The following is a 15,297-nucleotide window of genomic DNA, read 5'->3' as shown; positions in this document are numbered from 1 at the left end:
GCGGCCACTACATACTGTCGCGCACCGGCTCCACCAGCCGGGCACCGTGGGCCGGACTCGTCACGACGATCACCTCATCGGCCAATTCCCTGGCGCGCAACGCGGCCGCCACCTCCAGCGCGCTCGCGTGGTCGGCAGCCAACGCCGCCACGGTCGGCCCGGAGCCAGAGACCACTGCTGCGAGAGCACCGGCGCCTTCTGCCTGATCCAGGACCATGCCGACGGCGGGGCGCAGTTCCCGCGCTGCCGCACCGAGATCGTTCTCCAGCACCTCGGCGAGCTGGTTCGGGTCACCGGAGACCAACGCCTGCATGACATCGTCACCGACCTCAAGAACTGAATCGTCGACGCCGCCCTCCGACCCAGCCATTTGCCGGTCCCAGGCGGCGAAGACCTCTGGGGTGGCCAGGCCGTCGTCGAACAACGCCAGCACCCAGTAGAAGCGCCCGCGTGCGAGCGCCGGGGTGAGCACATCCCCGCGGCCCCGGCCCAACGCCGTCTGCCCGGTCAGCGCGAAGGGCACGTCCGCGCCGAGTTCAGCCGCCAGATGGCCGAGTTCCTCCCTGGCCAATCCGGTCTCCCACAGCAGATCGCAGGCGAGTAGCGCGGCAGCGGCGTCTGCCGAACCGCCACCCATCCCGCCGGCCGTCGGCACCTGTTTGGCGATCTCCAGATGCACGCCCTCCTCGGTGCCCGTCGCCTCGGCAAGGAGCGCGGCCGCGCGGAAGGCGAGATTGCTCTCGTCGGTGGGCACATGTGCGGCATGGCGCCCGCTCACGCTGACGCTGATCTCCTTCGCGGGGGTCGCCACGAGGTCCTCATACAGGGAGACGGCCTGGAATACGGTCGCAAGTGGATGGTAGCCATCGTCGCCCGCGCGACCCACCCGTAGCACCAAATTCAGTTTCCCGGGTGCCCGCACGTGCACTGAACCAGGTGTGGCGGCCACCTCGGTCATGGGTTCGGTCATCGGGCGCTCCTCCCCTTCGGCTCGCCGGCTGTGCGCGCGGCAGCCACAGCCGCGAACTGGGTGACGTCCAGCCGTTCACCGCGAAGGGTCGGATCCACCCCGGCCGATCGCAGCGCCTGCTCAGCGAGGTCTGCCGAGCCGGCCCACCCGGCCAAGGCCGAGCGTAGCGTCTTGCGCCGTTGGGAGAATGCGGCGTCGATACAGGCGAAGACCTCCGCCCGGGTGGCAGTCGTGAGTGGTGGATCGCGTCGCACCAGGCGCACCAGGGCCGAATCCACATTGGGTGCCGGCCAGAACACTGACCGGCCGATCGACCCGGCGCGGGACGCGCTCGCGTACCACGCCGCCTTCGCGGACGGCACACCGTAGGTACGCGAACCAGGTCCGGCGGCGATCCGGTCCGCTACCTCGGCCTGCACCATGACCAACACCTCCCGCAGGCTGGGCAGGTGTGCCAGAAGATGCAACAGAACCGGCACCGCCACGTTGTAGGGGAGGTTGGCCACCAGCCGCACGGGGGGCGTGGGCAACTCGGTCAGTTCCATCGCGTCGGCAGCGATCACCGTGAGCCGATCCACCGCGACTGGTGCATGGGTAGTCACCGTCTCACCCAACGCCCCGGCGAGCACCGGATCGATCTCGACGGCGGTCACGTGCGCCCCGGTCTCCAGCAGCCCTAAGGTGAGGGACCCCAGACCCGGCCCTACTTCCAGCACGGTGTCCGAGGAGCCCACGCCGGCCGTACGAACGATGCGGCGAACTGTGCCGGGGTCGATCACGAAGTTCTGACCCAGTGTCTTGGTGGGTCGTACGTTCAGCCGCGTGGCCAACTCTCGGACGCTGGACGCCGTCAGGAGTTGGACGGCATCGTTCGTCGATTCAGCAGGGGTCACAGGGAGAGACTAGGCGACGCGGGCGCCCACGGTGCGCGGTGCTACGCGTGGCCGCACTCGACACACCTCGAGTGCGGCCGATCTCGGGTATATCTCACCGAGTGAGCGAGATGGGCCGCACTCGCCTGGAGGTGGGGTGGGTGGGGTTAGCGAAGGCCGAGCTGGGAGGCACAGTGCGGCCACTGCCCCCACCCGGAGCGCGCCTGCAGGGCCTGTGCGCGTTGCGTCTGCTCGGCGGCGGAAGCCTCCGTGGGCAGTCCGCTGCCGCCCACCGACTGCCACGTGCTCACTGCGAACTGGTAGAGCCCGTAGTACAGCCCGTTGGAGCTGACAGCCTGCGGATTGCCCCCGGACTCACACTGCGCGAGCGCGGCCCAGACGCCGCTTCCGGCCGCGTCCGAGGAACCGCCGGAAGACTCTGAGGACTCCGAACTGCTCGAGGAGCTCTCGGAGGAGCTCGACTCCGGTGCCGGCTCCGGCGCCGGGCGCTCGGCCGTGCCGACCTCGACGATCTCGGTCACCGGCTCCGTGGTGACCTCCGAGGAGATCTCCTTGCTCGAGCTGATCTCCCCGTTCACCAGCTGGTGCACGGTCACGATCGTGCGCTCACCGTCCTGACCCTCCTGGACCACGCGGGACTGGTCCTCGTACAGCTCGTTGGTCTCCCGCTCGGTGCTGCGGTGTTCGATCGCCTCGGTCTCGCTCTCCCGCTCGGTGGATCGGCGGGTCACGGTCACCACGACGTCACCATCGGCATGGCTCACCTCGGCATCGTCATCGGGCCCGAGTTCGACCTCCGCGCGCATCAGCACCTGCTCAAGAGAGACCGTCCCCTCGGCATCGACAGTTCGCGTCTCGCCGTCCACCTCGATCGAGACCGTGCCGTCCGCTGCGAGCGGCAGCTCCAGGCTGGTGCGACCGTCCGCGGACCGGGAGGCGACGAGCGTGGCGTCTCGCCCAGTGGCGGCCAGATCGGACAGTGCGCCCGCAGCGGTGAGCGCCGTGGTCCAGATCTGCCTCTCCTCACCGTCCTGCATCACGGTGATCTGGCTGGCTGTACGGACCACGATCTCACTGTCATCACGCAGCGGCTCCCCCACACCTGGGACGACTTCATCGTGTTCCCCGAGTTCAATACCGGCCTCGGCCAGCAACCCGGAGACGGAACCGGCGAAGGTGTTGTGCGTGTACGTCTGACCGTCGAGGTCGATCTCCACGTGCTTGTGCGCTGCCGCGAAGGCAACACTGCCACCACCCAGGACGAGCGCGACGGCGGCGAGGGCACCGGCAAGCATGCGGCGGCGTGCTCGGCGGACCGGCTGCTCGGCGGTGGCCTCCTCTGCGGAGACCTCTTCGGTAGTCGCCTCGTCGGGCTCGGACACGGGGGAACGGCGGAAGAACGTCATAAGGGGGAGGTGATCCTCTGCTGATAGGCCTCGGCCGGGGGACGCCGAGACGGGGCAAGCTGAGCGCGCGCTACACGTGGTGCGTCACGTCGTCAATTCTGACCGATCGACTGTAACCCGATCGTTACCAACGGGGCCAGGTGGCGGTGGTGTGACTCTGCCCACCGCAGCGCGGCTCACTGGCCGCTCAGGCCGCTCAGTACCAGCCGACCGACTCCGAGTGCGACCAGGCCCCACACGGGGTGCCGTAGCGGCCTTCGATGTAGTTCAGGCCCCAGGTGATCTGGGTAGCGGGGTTGGTGCGCCAGTCCGAGCCGGCCGAGGCCATCTTCGTGCCGGGCAGAGACTGCGGGATGCCGTACGCACCCGAGGACGGGTTCTGTGCGTACGGGTTCCAGTTGCTCTCCCGCTGCCAGAGAGAGTCGAGGCAGCTCCACTGGTCACCGCCCCAGCCGCGGGCTTCGACCATCGAACGGGCGATACCGCGCGGGTCGCTACCGGAGTAGGAGCCACTCGGTGCCGAGTCATCGGAGCTGGACGAGGAGTTGGACGAGCCCGACGAGCCGGAGGTCGCCGGCGCCGGCTCGGAGGCCGGGTCCGCGGTGCCGATCAGGATCACCTCGTCCACCGGTTCGGAGACGAGAATCTCGGCCTGGGTGGTGCGGGAGACCTCGTCGCCACCCTCGTACACCGCGGTGTACGCAATCACCCGGGTGCCATCGACGCCTTCAGTTTCGGTGCGAGTCTCTCCGCGCTCCAAGGAGGACGTCTCTCGCTCGATGGTCTCGAACGGAATCGCTTCGGTCTCGGTGCCGTGCTGGGTACCGACCCGCTCGATCTGCACGTCCATTCCCTCGGTCGGGACCCCGTTCATCGGCACTGAGACGTTGTCCTCGATACCCACCACGATGCCGTTGTCGATCAGTGCATCGGCGAGCGTGCCGGCATTCGAGGTGATCTCCACGTCACGACCGTCCACGGTGACGGTGAAAGTCACGGGCTCACCGGCCTCGTCCAAGACGTCCCGGGTGACCTCACCGCTGCGGGACGCCTGGTCCCACACCCCAGTGCGGCCGGTCAGCGAGTTCGCGGCCGAGCCCACACCTGTGCCTGTCAGGTCGTTCTGCTCAGCCGAGGAACCTGGCTGTGTCGCGGCGAATGCCAGGGAGCCGGCGAGGACCACAGCGAGTCCGCCCGCGCCGATGGCGCGTCGGATCGGTCGAGGCAGGGTGGTGGCGACGGGGGCGTCGGCGCGGTGGCGCGACGTGGTGTTTCCACTGGGCACGGGGGATTCCTGTTCTGCGGGGCACGACTCAGGAGGGATGGGTCGCCCCGCCACCGTAACCGATTCGTGACCTGGTACGCCAGATGAGAACCGAATTCGCGCCCACCGTGCACGCTCACCAGGGACCGTACAAGGCTTCCGACGTCGTCCGGATCGTCGCGCACAGGACCTCTAGCGGCTCCGTGCGCACCGAGGCCATGGTGGCGAGTGTGAGGGGCAACAGGTAGGGCGCGTTGGGTCGCCCGCGGTACGGGTGCGGGGTGAGGTACGGAGCGTCCGTCTCAACGAGGAGCTGTTCGGCGGGTGCCTCGGCGGCCGCGCGACGCAGCTCCTCAGACTTGTTGAACGTGACAGTTCCGGAGAAGGAGAGGAAGTACCCACGCGCCACGCATTCGCGCGCCATCGCCGCATCACCGGAGAAGCAATGGAAGACCGTGCGCGCCGGAGGCCCGTCCGCCGCCAGGATGGCGAGCACATCCGCGTGGGCGTCCCGATCGTGGATCTGCAACGGCAGATCGAGCTCTTTGGCGAGTGCGATGTGCGCGCGGAACGCCTCCCGTTGCGCGGCGCGGCCGGCCTCACCGGCGCGGAAGTAGTCCAACCCCGTCTCCCCCACGGTGCGCACCCGGTCCGCGCGGGCCAGGTCGGCGATCTCGGCGATCGCTACCTCCAGGCTCAGCTTGTGCCGGGGTGCAGGGTCGGGTTCCAGGCCGTCCGGTGCGACCTCGCGCACTCCTGCATGCAGCACGGCCTCGTTCGGGTGGATCGCCACGCCCGCGAGGATCGATGGGTGCTCCGCAGCAGCCTGCACGCTCCAGCGGGCGGACTCGAGGTCGCACCCGATCTGCACCACGGCGTCCACGCCCACGGCACGCCCGTGCTCAAGGTGAGCGAGCAGACCAGGGTCAGCGACGCCGTCGGGAAGCACATCGGCGATGGACTCCAGGTGGGTGTGGTTGTCCACCACTCCCACCGGCAACTGATCCGGTGACGGCGGAAAGCCCTTCTCGCGCTTGCGCGCCATCAGGCCTTCTCCCGCAACCGCTCCAGCTCCTCCTCCACGATCGAGTCGTCGAGCTTGGTGAACACGGGCGTCGGCTTACCGATCGGGGTGCCCGGGACCACCGGGCGGGACTCCCAGGTGGGCATCTGGCTGTAATCGCCGGTGATCACCGGGTACTCGCGGGAGTCGTCGTCCAGATCGGTGACCTCCTCGATCCGCGGCTGCGGGGCAAACGTGCCGGTGCCGCCGAGGGTGGTGTGCACCTCCTGCGCGGAGTGCGGCAGGAACGGGGCGAGGATCGTGTTGCAGTCGCTGACGGCCTGGGTGGTGGTGTGCAACACGGTGGCGAGCCGGTCGGGGTCGGTCTTCAGCTTCCACGGTTGGGTCTCCGAGACGTACCGGTTCACCTCCGCGACGGTGCGCATGGCCTCCGAGATCGCCTGCCGCTGACGGTTCGCCTCGATGGCGGTGCCGACCGTGCGGAACGCCTGCTGCGTGATGGCCAGGATGTCGCGATCGACATCGGCCACATCGGCGGGGGCGGGGATCTCACCGAAGTTCTTGTGCACCATCGTCGCGGTGCGGTTCACCAGGTTGCCCCAGCCGGCCACCAGTTCGTCGTTGGTGCGGCTCAGGAACGACTCCCAGGTGAAGTCGACGTCCTGGTTCTCCGGACCGGCCGCTGCCACGTAGTAGCGGAAGGCATCCGGCTGGTATCGGGCGAGCATGTCCCGCACGTAGATGACCACACCACGGGAAGAGGAGAACTTCTGCCCCTCCACGTTCAGGAACTCCGAACTGACCACCTCGGTCGGCAACTGGAGCGAACCGAAAGTGCCAGGTGATCCCCCACGCGAGCCTCCGCCGTCGTAGGCCAGCAGTTCGGCCGGCCAGATCTGGGAATGGAACGTGATGTTGTCCTTGCCCATGAAGTAATAGGAGCGGGCGTCCGGATTGGTCCACCAGTCCCGCCACGCCTCCGGCGTTCCCTGACGCCGGGCCCACTCGATGGAGGAGGAGAGGTAGCCGATCACGGCGTCGAACCAGACGTAGAGCCGCTTGCTCGGGTTGTTCTCCCAGCCTTCCAGCGGCACCGGGATGCCCCAGTCGATGTCCCGGGTCATGGCGCGCGGGCGCACCTCCTCGAGCAGGTTGCGGCTGAAGTTCAGCACGTTCGGCCGCCACCCGTTGCGGGTCTCGAGCCATGCAGCGAGGGCGTCTACGAAGGCGGGCAGGTCGAGGAAGAAGTGGTTGGACTCGACGAACTTCGGCGTCTCGCCGTTGATGCGGCTGCGCGGGTTCTTGAGGTCGATCGGGTCGAGCTGGTTGCCGCAGTTATCGCACTGGTCACCGCGGGCGCCGTCGTAGCCGCAGATCGGGCAGGTGCCCTCGATGAATCGGTCCGGCAGGGTGCGCCCCGTGGACGGGGAGATGGCGCCCATGGTGGTCTTCTCCACCATGTAGCCGTTCTTGTGCACCGTGCGGAACATCTCCTGCACGACGGCGTAGTGGTTGCGTGTGGTGGTGCGGGTGAACAGGTCGTAGCTCAGGCCGAGGTTCACGAGATCGTTCACGATCACCCGGTTGTACCGGTCGGCGAGCTCCTGCGGGGAGACGCCCTCCTGCTCCGCTTGCACCAGGATCGGGGTGCCGTGCTCATCCGTGCCGGAGATCATCAGCACGTCGTGACCCGCCATCCGCATATGCCGGCTGAAGACGTCGGAGGGAACGCCGAAGCCGGCCACGTGGCCGATGTGCCGTGGGCCGTTGGCGTAGGGCCACGCCACGGCCGAGAGGATGTGGGTCATGCGGGCAATCCTAGGGCGTGAAGACTCGGCCCCGTGCGGGCGTCCAGGGCTACAGTGCCAGCCATGAAACCCCTGCCGCGCTACTGGACGAATGCCACGGGAGACGTGCACTCCCCGCACGGCAAGGAGTTCTCCCTCACCCTGTACGGCTGGTCTTCGTCCTCACTTGCCGAGGCGGCCGAGGTGGCGCGGCGGCGGCTCGAGCAGGCCGCTGCTGCCGTACGGGCCGGCCGCGAGCTGCAGCGCGGCGGTTACTACCCGCGCACCCCGTTGCGGGAGGAGGTCCTGGCCGAGTTCCCCGGACAGGATGGTGAACTCGCGGCGGCGATCACCCGGAACCGGTATGGCGCTGAGGTGCTGAACACCGACGCGGTCCTGATCGCCGATGTCGACCTTCCCGAGCCCTCGCGAGCATCAAGGCGGCAGCGAGCACCGCGACGCCCCGAGGGCACCGGCCATCAACGCGGTGGGTTCTTCGCGCGCCTGTTCGGGCGACGTTCGACCGACGACCTGATCGCGACACCAGGGCATCCTTCGGCGCCGACGGACTCGACGCCAGCTCCGCCAGCACAAGAACCGGACCCGGCCGCAGCCGCAGCGCTGGCGCGGATCCAGGACGTCGCCACCCGCAATCCGCAGTGGGGGTTCCGCACGTATCGCACGGCCGCGGGTTTGCGGGTGATTGTGACCGGCACTGACCTGTTGCCGGGCACTCCGGAGGCCGAGCACCTGCTGCAGGCCTTGGACTCCGACCCGTTATACGTGACCCTGTGCGCCACCCATGAGACCTATCGGGCCCGGCTCACCCCGAAGCCGTGGCGGGTGGGGCATCGAGCGCTGCCCGTTCCCTATCCGTATGAGCGGTTCGGGCACATCGTGACGCCGTGGTTGCAGAAGTACGCCACCGCGAGCGAGGGCTACGCCACCTGTGCGTTCATCTCCAGCACCGGACCCCAGGCACCTCCAGCGCAGCGGCAGATCGTCGATCTGCACGACGATCGATCCCAGGCACATCGCGGCCTCCCGCTCGCCTGACAGTGCGTTGCTGACTGCCTCAAATCACCGCAGGTAGCGCAGGAACAGCATGTCCTCGGCACGCAGAACCCCCGCCAGGCGCACCGGCAGGTGCGCCACCGGCGCATCCCTGGTGATCCGGATCGCCTCCCCACCCTCAATCAGCGGACTCACCGTGAGGCACAGCTCGTCCAGCACGTCGGCGCCAGCGAGGGTCCCCAGCAGGTGCGGCCCCCCTTCGCAGAGAATCTGGGGCATCCCGCGGGCCACCAACTCCTCACGGAGACGAACCGGATCCACCGCCTCGCGCCCGCACACCAGCACATCAGCCACCTCCTGCAGCAGGGCGCGTTGCTGGGATGGGCTCTGCTCGTGCGTGATCAGCAGCGGACGACGCGGCGCCTGGGTGAACAGTGGCGAGGACGGTTCCAGCGCAAGCCTGGAGGAAACGACCGCGAGCACCGGATGGTCCGCGAGACCATGCTCCCTCCGCCAGGTGACATCAGCCTGCCCCAGCCGAAGCCCGCCGTACCCCTCCGCGCGGAGTGTGCCCGCACCGACGAGCACCACGTCAGCCAGTCGGCGTAGCACGTCGAAGACCTGCTTATCGGCGGGACCGTTCAACCCGCCGGAGAGGCCCTGGTGGGTGGCGGCGCCGTCGATGCTGGCGATCATGTTGGCGCGTAGGTGCGGCTCTGAGCGGTCGGCCACGGTGTAGGCGTCGAGCAGCTCGGTCTCGGCGAACGCCGTGCTCATACGTTGTGCACCATCTGGGCCGGCTCCCGCAGACCCAGCACCGCCTCAGCCATCCGTACGGCGTCCACAGTGGCCGCCACCTCATGGGCCCGCACGATCCGCGCCCCGCGTTCGATGCACATCACCGTGGCCGCGAGCGTGCCCCACAACCGGTCGGGGCGGTCTCGATCGAGGGTCTCACCGACGAAGTCCTTGTTCGACAGCGCTACCAGCGTCGGATACCCGAGTGCGGTGATCTCCTCGAGGCGGCGCACGAGTTCGAGGGAGTGCCGGGTGTTCTTGTTCAGGTCGTGCCCCGGGTCGATGATGATCTGCTCCGGGGGCACCCCGGCGGCGAGCGCCACCTGAGTCTGCGCGGCCAGGAACGCCCCCACCTCGGCCATTACGTCCGTGTACTGGGGCCGCCGGTGGTGCCGGTGCGGCTGGGCGATCGAGTGGGCGATCACCACGCTCGCACCTGTTTCGGCGACCGTTTCGGCCATCCTTTCCACACGCAGTCCGGTGGTGTCATTGACGACGTCGGCCCCGGCCTGCACGCAGGCCCGCGCGACCTCCGGGCGTTGCGTGTCCACGGAGATCACCACATCGCTGACGGCGCGCACCGCCTCGATCACACCGAGCACACGGTCCAGCTCCTCGGCGGCGCCGACTTCCTCGGCGTCCGGTGAGAACGCCATCCCCCCGATGTCCACCCAGTCCGCTCCGGCGTCAACGGCCTGGAGTGCCGCTTCGACTGCCCGTTCCAGGGCGTAGGTGCGCCCGGCGTCGTAGAACGAGTCCGGCGTGCGGTTCACGATCGCCATCACTGCCACCCGGTTCGCGAAGTCGAACTCGCGGGCGCCGATCCGCCGCGGAGCCAGGGCAGCGACCTCGGGCGGGGTCAACGGGGACGCGAACGGGCGATGCGTGGCCCCGGAGGCGAGGGGTGCATCCGCGGCAGGGACGCCGCCGGCCATCAGTCCCTCCCCCGGGATTTGATCCCGGCGGCGAGCCGGCGGATCAGGCCGCGTGGCGCCAGCTTGGCCACCACCACGATGCCCGTGTAGAGCGCGCCGGGCACGCTGACGACCTTGCCGCGGCTGAGGTCGCGTAGAGAGATCGCCACCAGGTGGTCGGCGTCGATGTACATCCAGTCGGGGGTGCGGCTCATGTCGATGCCGGCGGCGTCGTGGAATTCGGTGCGCACGAAACCCGGGCACAGTGCCTGTACCCGCACCCCGGTGCCGGCGAGGTTCATCGCCAGACCTTCGGTGAATTGCAGCACCCAGGCCTTCGACGCCGAATAGGTGCTGCCCCGGCCGGGCAACAACGCGGCGACGGAGGCGACGTTGATGATCGCGCCGCTGCCGCGTGTGGTCATCCCGGGGACGGCGGCGCGGGTCAGCCGCAGCACGGCCTCGACATTGACGGTGAGCTGGTGCGCCAGCGCCTCCTCGGTCGCCTTGGCGAACGGTGTGCCGAGGGAGAGGCCGGCATTGTTCACCAGTGTGTGGATGTCCTCACCGCGCAGCCGCTCGGCCACCGCCGAGATCCCTCCTTCGGTGCCGAGGTCAGCCGGAAGGACCTCCACGTCGGGCGCACCGAGCGCCCGGCACTCGGCGGCCACGAGTTCAAGCCTGTCGGTACTGCGCGCCACGAGCACCAGGTGCTGTCCGCGCTGAGCGAGGTGCCGGGCGAAGGTCAGTCCGATCCCGGAGGAGGCTCCGGTGACGAGCGCAGTGGGCATGGTGCGAGCCTACGGGTGTTCAGCCGGTGACCAGGCGAGTCAGCCCGCGCCGGATGTTGCGCACCGCCTGGGAGATGCGCTGCTCGTTCTCGATGAGAGCGAACCGCACGTATCCCTCACCGCCCGGTCCGAAGCCCACGCCTGGGGAGACCGCTACATCACATTCGGTGACCAGGTGCCGGGCGAACTCGATGGAGTCCATCTCTCGGTACGGCTCGGGGATTCGAGCCCAGGCGAACATGGTGCCCTTCGGTTTCAGGATGTCCCAGCCCACCCGGTGCAAGCCGTCATAGAGGGCATCGCGCCGGGACTGGTAGATCCCGCTGAGCTCGGCCGGGTACTCGGTGGCCTCGTTCAGGGTGACGGTCGCGGCGATCTGGATCGGCTGGAACGTGCCGTAGTCGAGGTAGCTCTTGAGCTGGATCAGTGCCTTGATCACGTCTTGGCGGCCGACGAGGAAGGCCACCCGCCACCCGGCCATCGAGTACGACTTGGTCATCGAATACAGCTCGACACCAACCTCCTTACCGCCCTCACACTGCATCAGCGAGGGAGGCTCCCACCCGTCGAAGCACATATCGGCATAGGCGAGGTCGTGTACGAGCACCACGTCCCGTTCCCGGGCCCAGTCCACCAGGCGTTGCAGGTCCTCCAGCTCCACCGTGGACGTGGTGGGGTTGTGCGGGAAGGAGAGCACGATCACGCGGGGCTTGGGCCAGCCCAGCTCCCAGGCTTCCATCACCCGGTCGATGTACCCGGCGCCGTCGGTGCCATCACCGATGGGCACCTGCCGGGCGTCCGCTCCGGCGAAGTACGGTCCCCAGATGTGGATCGGGTAACTCGGGGCGGGCACGATCGCGGCATCTCCGGCCTGCAGCAGCACCCACATGAGGTGGCTGAAACCTTCTTTGGCGCCGATCGTCGTCAGCACCTCACGCTCCGGATCGAGCGTCACCCCGAACCGGCGGTTGTAGTGATTCGCCACCGCCAGGCGCAGGTTCGGGATGCCGCGGGAGGAGGAGTAGCGGTGGTTGCGGGTGTTGCGGGCCGCCTCGGCGAGCTTCTCGACGGCGATCTCCGGGCTGGGGAGGTCCGGGTTCCCGAAGCCGAGATCCACCACGTCGCGCCCAGCTCGCCGCGCCTCGAGCTTGAGGGAGTCGATGATCGTGAAGACGTACGGGGGCAGCCCCTCGATGCGGCGGAAGTCCATAGGTCAACGCTACTGCCCGAGGTGTGAAGAGAGTGGGGTGAGCGTGCGGGCAGTTCGTGGCTTCCACCAACGGCGCGAACCATGGCGGCATCCCGCCTGATCCGGCAATGGGGAGTTCAGCCCTACCGGGCCATGCCCCGGCCCGGCAGGCTGGGAGACACTCGGCACCGACTCGAAAGAGATGGCATGCGCAACAGGGGACCTGAGGCCGCGAGACTGGTTGCTGACGACCCATTCTGGAGCACCGTCCGTGCCCGGCACCCGGATATCGATCTCGTGCTCGTCGAGGACCGCGGATCCTTGGGTGTGGGCGCCGGATCCTCGGACGCGGCAGCAGAGGTGGCACCGCCCCGCAGGGAAACCTCGGAGGAAGAGTTCGACCGAGTGGTGGTTGATCTGTGGTCGGCCCTGGTGCCCGGAACCGCACCGGAGGCTGAGCACCGCTGGGTCGGCACGCCTCACGAACGGCACCGGGAGAGCACCCTCACCCTCGCCGGTACGGCCATCGAGTCCACCACGCTCCGGGCCGCCGCCGATGACCTGCGCGACCGGCGGTGGAGAGTTCTCGTACCAGCGACCGGCTACCCGAGAGTTCTCGCCGATCGCGCCGGCACGACGCTCGCGCTCGTTCATGTACCGAAGTCGCTGCGCACCGTGCTCCGCGTCCGGACACCGGCAGGTGCGCCATGAGCGCACTCGGTATCCAGGTCCCCGACGCGGTCCCCATGCTGCCCGAGCTCGAGGGGAACCCCGGTCAGTGCGAGCAGGTCGCGGCCGATCTGTCCTCGCTCGCCGACCGGTGCGAGGGTGCCGCGGACACTGCTGCCCGGCTCTCCGAACTGGGCGACTCCTGGATCGGGATCGCCTTCCTGGCCTATCAGCGCCGCATCACCACTGCCGGCCGCGCCCATGCCGACGCCGCCGCGGCGCTACGGGGGGCGGCGGACGGCGTCGACGCCTTCGCAGGCAGACGCCGTGCCCATCTCGCCGAACGGCAGAAGCTAACCGAACTCGGCGCTACTGCTGACGCTGAACGCTTCGCACTGCTGGATGCGCTCTCGGCCATCGAAGATCCGACGGACGCTGCCGCCGACGATCTTCGTGACCGAGCACAGCTTCTCGCTACGCAATACGCCGAGATCGCGGCGCAGCAGCAGAGTTTGGTCAGCGAGATCACCGAAAGCGAGGAGGCGCTCGCCGCCATCCTCGCCTCGGCCCCGCTTGACGGTGACCTCGAACTGAACCTCGTCGAACGTGTCCTCGCCGTGGTTCAGCTCTGGCCGGGCACCGTCTCGGCGGCAGATCGCGCCTCGTGGTGGGCGAATCTCACGACACAAGAGCGGGAGGCAGCGATCGAGGCCCTCCCGGAGCTGATCGGCTCGGGGGACGGGCTCCCGGCATCGGCACGCGACGCCGCCAACCGCATCCTGCTCGAGCGAGACCTCACCACGCTGTCGGCGAAAGAGCGCGATGGCACGATCACCGAGACGGGGCAGAAAACGCTCACCAATGCTCGCGCCACGCAGGAGGCGCTCAAGCAGCTCGACGACTTCACCGATCCCATCTCCGGACAGAAGGCGGGCGGAACACTGTGGCTCTACGACCCCCGCGCCTTCAACGGCGACGGACGGATCGCCGTCGCGGTCGGTGATCTGGACACCGCAACCGATGTGGCCGTGCAGGTACCGGGGATCACCACGGAGATGACTGATGCCCCCGGGTACGCCACGAAGGCGAGCAACCTGTACGAGTCAGCGAGGTACGGCGGGGACGGCTCGTCGGTCGCGAGCATGTTCTGGTTGGGCTACGACACCCCCGAGAGCGCTGTGGACGTGGACACCCTCACCACCGGACGGGCCGAAGACGGCGGGGGTCGGCTCGCCGATGCCATCGACGCCCTCCGCGCCTCCCGGGCAGATACGGCGCACCTGACGGTGATCGGCCACAGTTACGGCTCCACCACCACCTCCTATGCCGCGACCGAACATGACCTCGATGCCGACAACGTGGCGCTGATCGGCAGCCCAGGTGCGGGCCCGGCCGAGACCGCCGACGACTTCAGCGTCGGCGCGGATCACGTTTTCGTGGGACGCAACAGCCGCGACCCGGTGGCGCTGTTCGGCGACGAAGGCGCGTGGCACAACCCGGGTGGGCTCGGCGTCGACCCATCGTCGGCGGATTTCGGGGCCACGAGGTTCGAGGCCGAGTCCGAGGGCCGCGGCTCCACGTACGACTTCGGTGAGCACAGCAACTACTACGACCATGACTCCGAGTCGCTGTACAACCTGGGCCGGATCGTCGACGGCCACAGCGACAGCATCGTCGAGGCCGACCACAGCTACGACCGGTGGTGGGGCCCTGCCACGGACCCGGAGTTCGGCCGCGATCCGACCAGCGATGTGCCGGGGCGCTCGGATACGCACGGCACCTTCGGTGGCCGATGACGGCGCTGCGGGTGCACAGTAGGAGGACCACTTCCCACGGACGAAAGGAGTGACCATGACCACGCATCGCGCGCTCCTGGTTGTCGACGTGCAGCCAACCTTCTGCGAAGGTGGCGCGCTGGCCGTCCAGGGTGGCAATGCCGTCGCCGAGCGTGTCGCGGCCTATGCGGCGGCCCACCGGGACGACTACGACCTCGTGGCGACTACACAGGACTGGCACCTCGACCCGGGCGAGCACTTCTCGGACACTCCGGACTTCGTCGACACCTGGCCACCGCACGGCGTGGCCGGCACCGCCGAGGCCGAGCTGCACCCGGCCCTGGCTGACCTGGCCCCGGATGCATCGGTGAAGAAGGGCGCCTACGCCGCCGCCTACTCAGGCTTCGAGGGCACCGATGCCGAAGGCCATCCGCTCGCCACGATCCTCGCCGAGGCGGAGATCACCGAGGTCGATGTGGTCGGGCTGGCCGAGTCGCACTGCGTGAAGGAAACGGCGCTGGATGCCGTCAAGCATCACCTCGCCACCCGGGTGCTGACCGACCTGACGGCGCCCGTCAGCGAGGAACTCGGTGAGGCAGCGCGGGAGGCGATGGCCGCTGCGGGAGTCGTGCTCGAGGCGTCGGGCGGCTGACGTCCGCGGTTTGACACAGGTGTAGCAGTGTGACCGACCGGTCGCGGTGAGTCAGCCTGCCTAGGGTATGTCAGGCGATCGTCGTGGCGCCTGGTGTAATCCTGCGAGAGGGCCCGCCCGCTCGGCCAGCACGGCCACATCCACCCGGTTG

14 protein-coding genes are annotated in these 15,297 nt (G+C 68.6%); 4 read left to right on the top strand and 10 right to left on the bottom strand.

Annotated features, from left to right (window positions below; all coding sequences use genetic code 11):
* Positions 1-7 precede the first annotated feature (7 nt).
* From LQF10_RS04610 to metG, 6 genes are all read right to left on the bottom strand, one after another.
* Positions 8-970, bottom strand: coding sequence for a 4-(cytidine 5'-diphospho)-2-C-methyl-D-erythritol kinase (locus LQF10_RS04610; RefSeq protein ID WP_231066322.1), 963 nt, complete (start codon positions 968-970; stop codon positions 8-10).
* Positions 967-1,863: a 16S rRNA (adenine(1518)-N(6)/adenine(1519)-N(6))-dimethyltransferase RsmA gene (gene rsmA, locus LQF10_RS04605; protein WP_231066321.1), complete on the bottom strand. Its 897-nt coding sequence runs from the start codon at positions 1,861-1,863 to the stop codon at positions 967-969. The genes LQF10_RS04610 and rsmA overlap by 4 nt, the downstream gene beginning before the upstream one ends.
* Before the next feature lie 146 nt (positions 1,864-2,009).
* Positions 2,010-3,245 carry a resuscitation-promoting factor gene (locus tag LQF10_RS04600; RefSeq protein WP_231066320.1) on the bottom strand — a complete coding sequence of 412 codons (1,236 nt, stop codon included), beginning with the start codon at positions 3,243-3,245 and terminating at the stop codon, positions 2,010-2,012.
* 220 nt (positions 3,246-3,465) lie between these two features.
* Complete coding sequence (locus LQF10_RS04595) at positions 3,466-4,554, bottom strand: resuscitation-promoting factor (RefSeq protein WP_231066319.1); 1,089 nt, start codon at positions 4,552-4,554, stop codon at positions 3,466-3,468.
* 115 nt (positions 4,555-4,669) lie between these two features.
* Positions 4,670-5,578 (bottom strand): TatD family hydrolase, encoded by a 909-nt coding sequence (locus LQF10_RS04590; protein ID WP_231066318.1) that lies wholly within the window; start codon positions 5,576-5,578, stop codon positions 4,670-4,672.
* Positions 5,578-7,365 carry a methionine--tRNA ligase gene (gene metG, locus LQF10_RS04585; protein WP_231066317.1) on the bottom strand — a complete coding sequence of 596 codons (1,788 nt, stop codon included), beginning with the start codon at positions 7,363-7,365 and terminating at the stop codon, positions 5,578-5,580. The genes LQF10_RS04590 and metG overlap by 1 nt, the downstream gene beginning before the upstream one ends.
* A gap of 63 nt (positions 7,366-7,428) precedes the next feature.
* On the opposite strand from metG, the gene LQF10_RS04580 reads away from it, so the two are divergent.
* Positions 7,429-8,400, top strand: coding sequence for a hypothetical protein (locus LQF10_RS04580; RefSeq protein ID WP_231066316.1), 972 nt, complete (start codon positions 7,429-7,431; stop codon positions 8,398-8,400).
* A 24-nt stretch (positions 8,401-8,424) separates the two neighbouring features.
* Here LQF10_RS04580 and LQF10_RS04575 read toward each other — a convergent pair whose 3' ends face one another.
* From LQF10_RS04575 to LQF10_RS04560, 4 genes are read right to left on the bottom strand one after another with little or no spacing between them, the layout of a single operon-like run.
* The gene (locus tag LQF10_RS04575) at positions 8,425-9,135 is read right to left on the bottom strand and encodes a pyrimidine reductase family protein (RefSeq protein WP_231066315.1); all 711 of its coding nucleotides are present in this window, start codon (positions 9,133-9,135) and stop codon (positions 8,425-8,427) included.
* A complete protein-coding gene (folP, locus tag LQF10_RS04570) occupies positions 9,132-10,091 on the bottom strand; it encodes a dihydropteroate synthase (protein ID WP_231066314.1) in 960 nt (319 codons plus the stop codon). Before folP ends, LQF10_RS04575 begins: the two co-directional genes overlap by 4 nt.
* Positions 10,091-10,861 (bottom strand): SDR family NAD(P)-dependent oxidoreductase, encoded by a 771-nt coding sequence (locus LQF10_RS04565; RefSeq protein ID WP_231066313.1) that lies wholly within the window; start codon positions 10,859-10,861, stop codon positions 10,091-10,093. Before LQF10_RS04565 ends, folP begins: the two co-directional genes overlap by 1 nt.
* Before the next feature lie 19 nt (positions 10,862-10,880).
* Positions 10,881-12,071 (bottom strand): aminotransferase class I/II-fold pyridoxal phosphate-dependent enzyme, encoded by a 1,191-nt coding sequence (locus tag LQF10_RS04560; protein WP_231066312.1) that lies wholly within the window; start codon positions 12,069-12,071, stop codon positions 10,881-10,883.
* 186 nt (positions 12,072-12,257) lie between these two features.
* Between LQF10_RS04560 and LQF10_RS04555 the strand changes: the two genes are divergently transcribed.
* The 3 genes from LQF10_RS04555 to LQF10_RS04545 are packed head-to-tail and all read left to right on the top strand — an operon-like array spanning position 12,258 to position 15,146.
* Positions 12,258-12,761, top strand: a complete 504-nt coding sequence (locus LQF10_RS04555; RefSeq protein WP_231066311.1) for a hypothetical protein — start codon at positions 12,258-12,260, stop codon at positions 12,759-12,761.
* On the top strand, positions 12,758-14,515 hold the full coding sequence (locus LQF10_RS04550) for an alpha/beta hydrolase (RefSeq protein ID WP_231066310.1): 1,758 nt from the start codon (positions 12,758-12,760) through the stop codon (positions 14,513-14,515). Before LQF10_RS04555 ends, LQF10_RS04550 begins: the two co-directional genes overlap by 4 nt.
* A gap of 55 nt (positions 14,516-14,570) precedes the next feature.
* The gene (locus tag LQF10_RS04545; protein ID WP_231066309.1) at positions 14,571-15,146 is read left to right on the top strand and encodes an isochorismatase family protein; all 576 of its coding nucleotides are present in this window, start codon (positions 14,571-14,573) and stop codon (positions 15,144-15,146) included.
* The last annotated feature ends 151 nt before the right edge of the window (positions 15,147-15,297 follow it).

The sequence above is a fragment of the Ruania halotolerans genome (assembly GCF_021049285.1).
Classification (GTDB): Bacteria; Actinomycetota; Actinomycetes; order Actinomycetales; family Beutenbergiaceae; genus Ruania; species Ruania halotolerans.
The sequence above is the reverse complement of the archived record's forward strand: the minus strand, read 5'-3'. Positions and strand labels throughout refer to the sequence as shown.

Coding starts and splice junctions, on each gene's coding strand:
- LQF10_RS04610 (WP_231066322.1), bottom strand. CDS start 970: ATGACCGAACCCATGACCGAGGTGGCCGCCACACCTGGTTCAGTGCAC.
- LQF10_RS04590 (WP_231066318.1), bottom strand. CDS start 5,578: ATGGCGCGCAAGCGCGAGAAGGGCTTTCCGCCGTCACCGGATCAGTTG.
- metG (WP_231066317.1), bottom strand. CDS start 7,365: ATGACCCACATCCTCTCGGCCGTGGCGTGGCCCTACGCCAACGGCCCA.
- LQF10_RS04580 (WP_231066316.1), top strand. CDS start 7,429: ATGAAACCCCTGCCGCGCTACTGGACGAATGCCACGGGAGACGTGCAC.
- LQF10_RS04575 (WP_231066315.1), bottom strand. CDS start 9,135: ATGAGCACGGCGTTCGCCGAGACCGAGCTGCTCGACGCCTACACCGTG.
- folP (WP_231066314.1), bottom strand. CDS start 10,091: ATGGCCGGCGGCGTCCCTGCCGCGGATGCACCCCTCGCCTCCGGGGCC.
- LQF10_RS04565 (WP_231066313.1), bottom strand. CDS start 10,861: ATGCCCACTGCGCTCGTCACCGGAGCCTCCTCCGGGATCGGACTGACC.
- LQF10_RS04560 (WP_231066312.1), bottom strand. CDS start 12,071: ATGGACTTCCGCCGCATCGAGGGGCTGCCCCCGTACGTCTTCACGATC.
- LQF10_RS04555 (WP_231066311.1), top strand. CDS start 12,258: ATGCGCAACAGGGGACCTGAGGCCGCGAGACTGGTTGCTGACGACCCA.
- LQF10_RS04550 (WP_231066310.1), top strand. CDS start 12,758: ATGAGCGCACTCGGTATCCAGGTCCCCGACGCGGTCCCCATGCTGCCC.
- LQF10_RS04545 (WP_231066309.1), top strand. CDS start 14,571: ATGACCACGCATCGCGCGCTCCTGGTTGTCGACGTGCAGCCAACCTTC.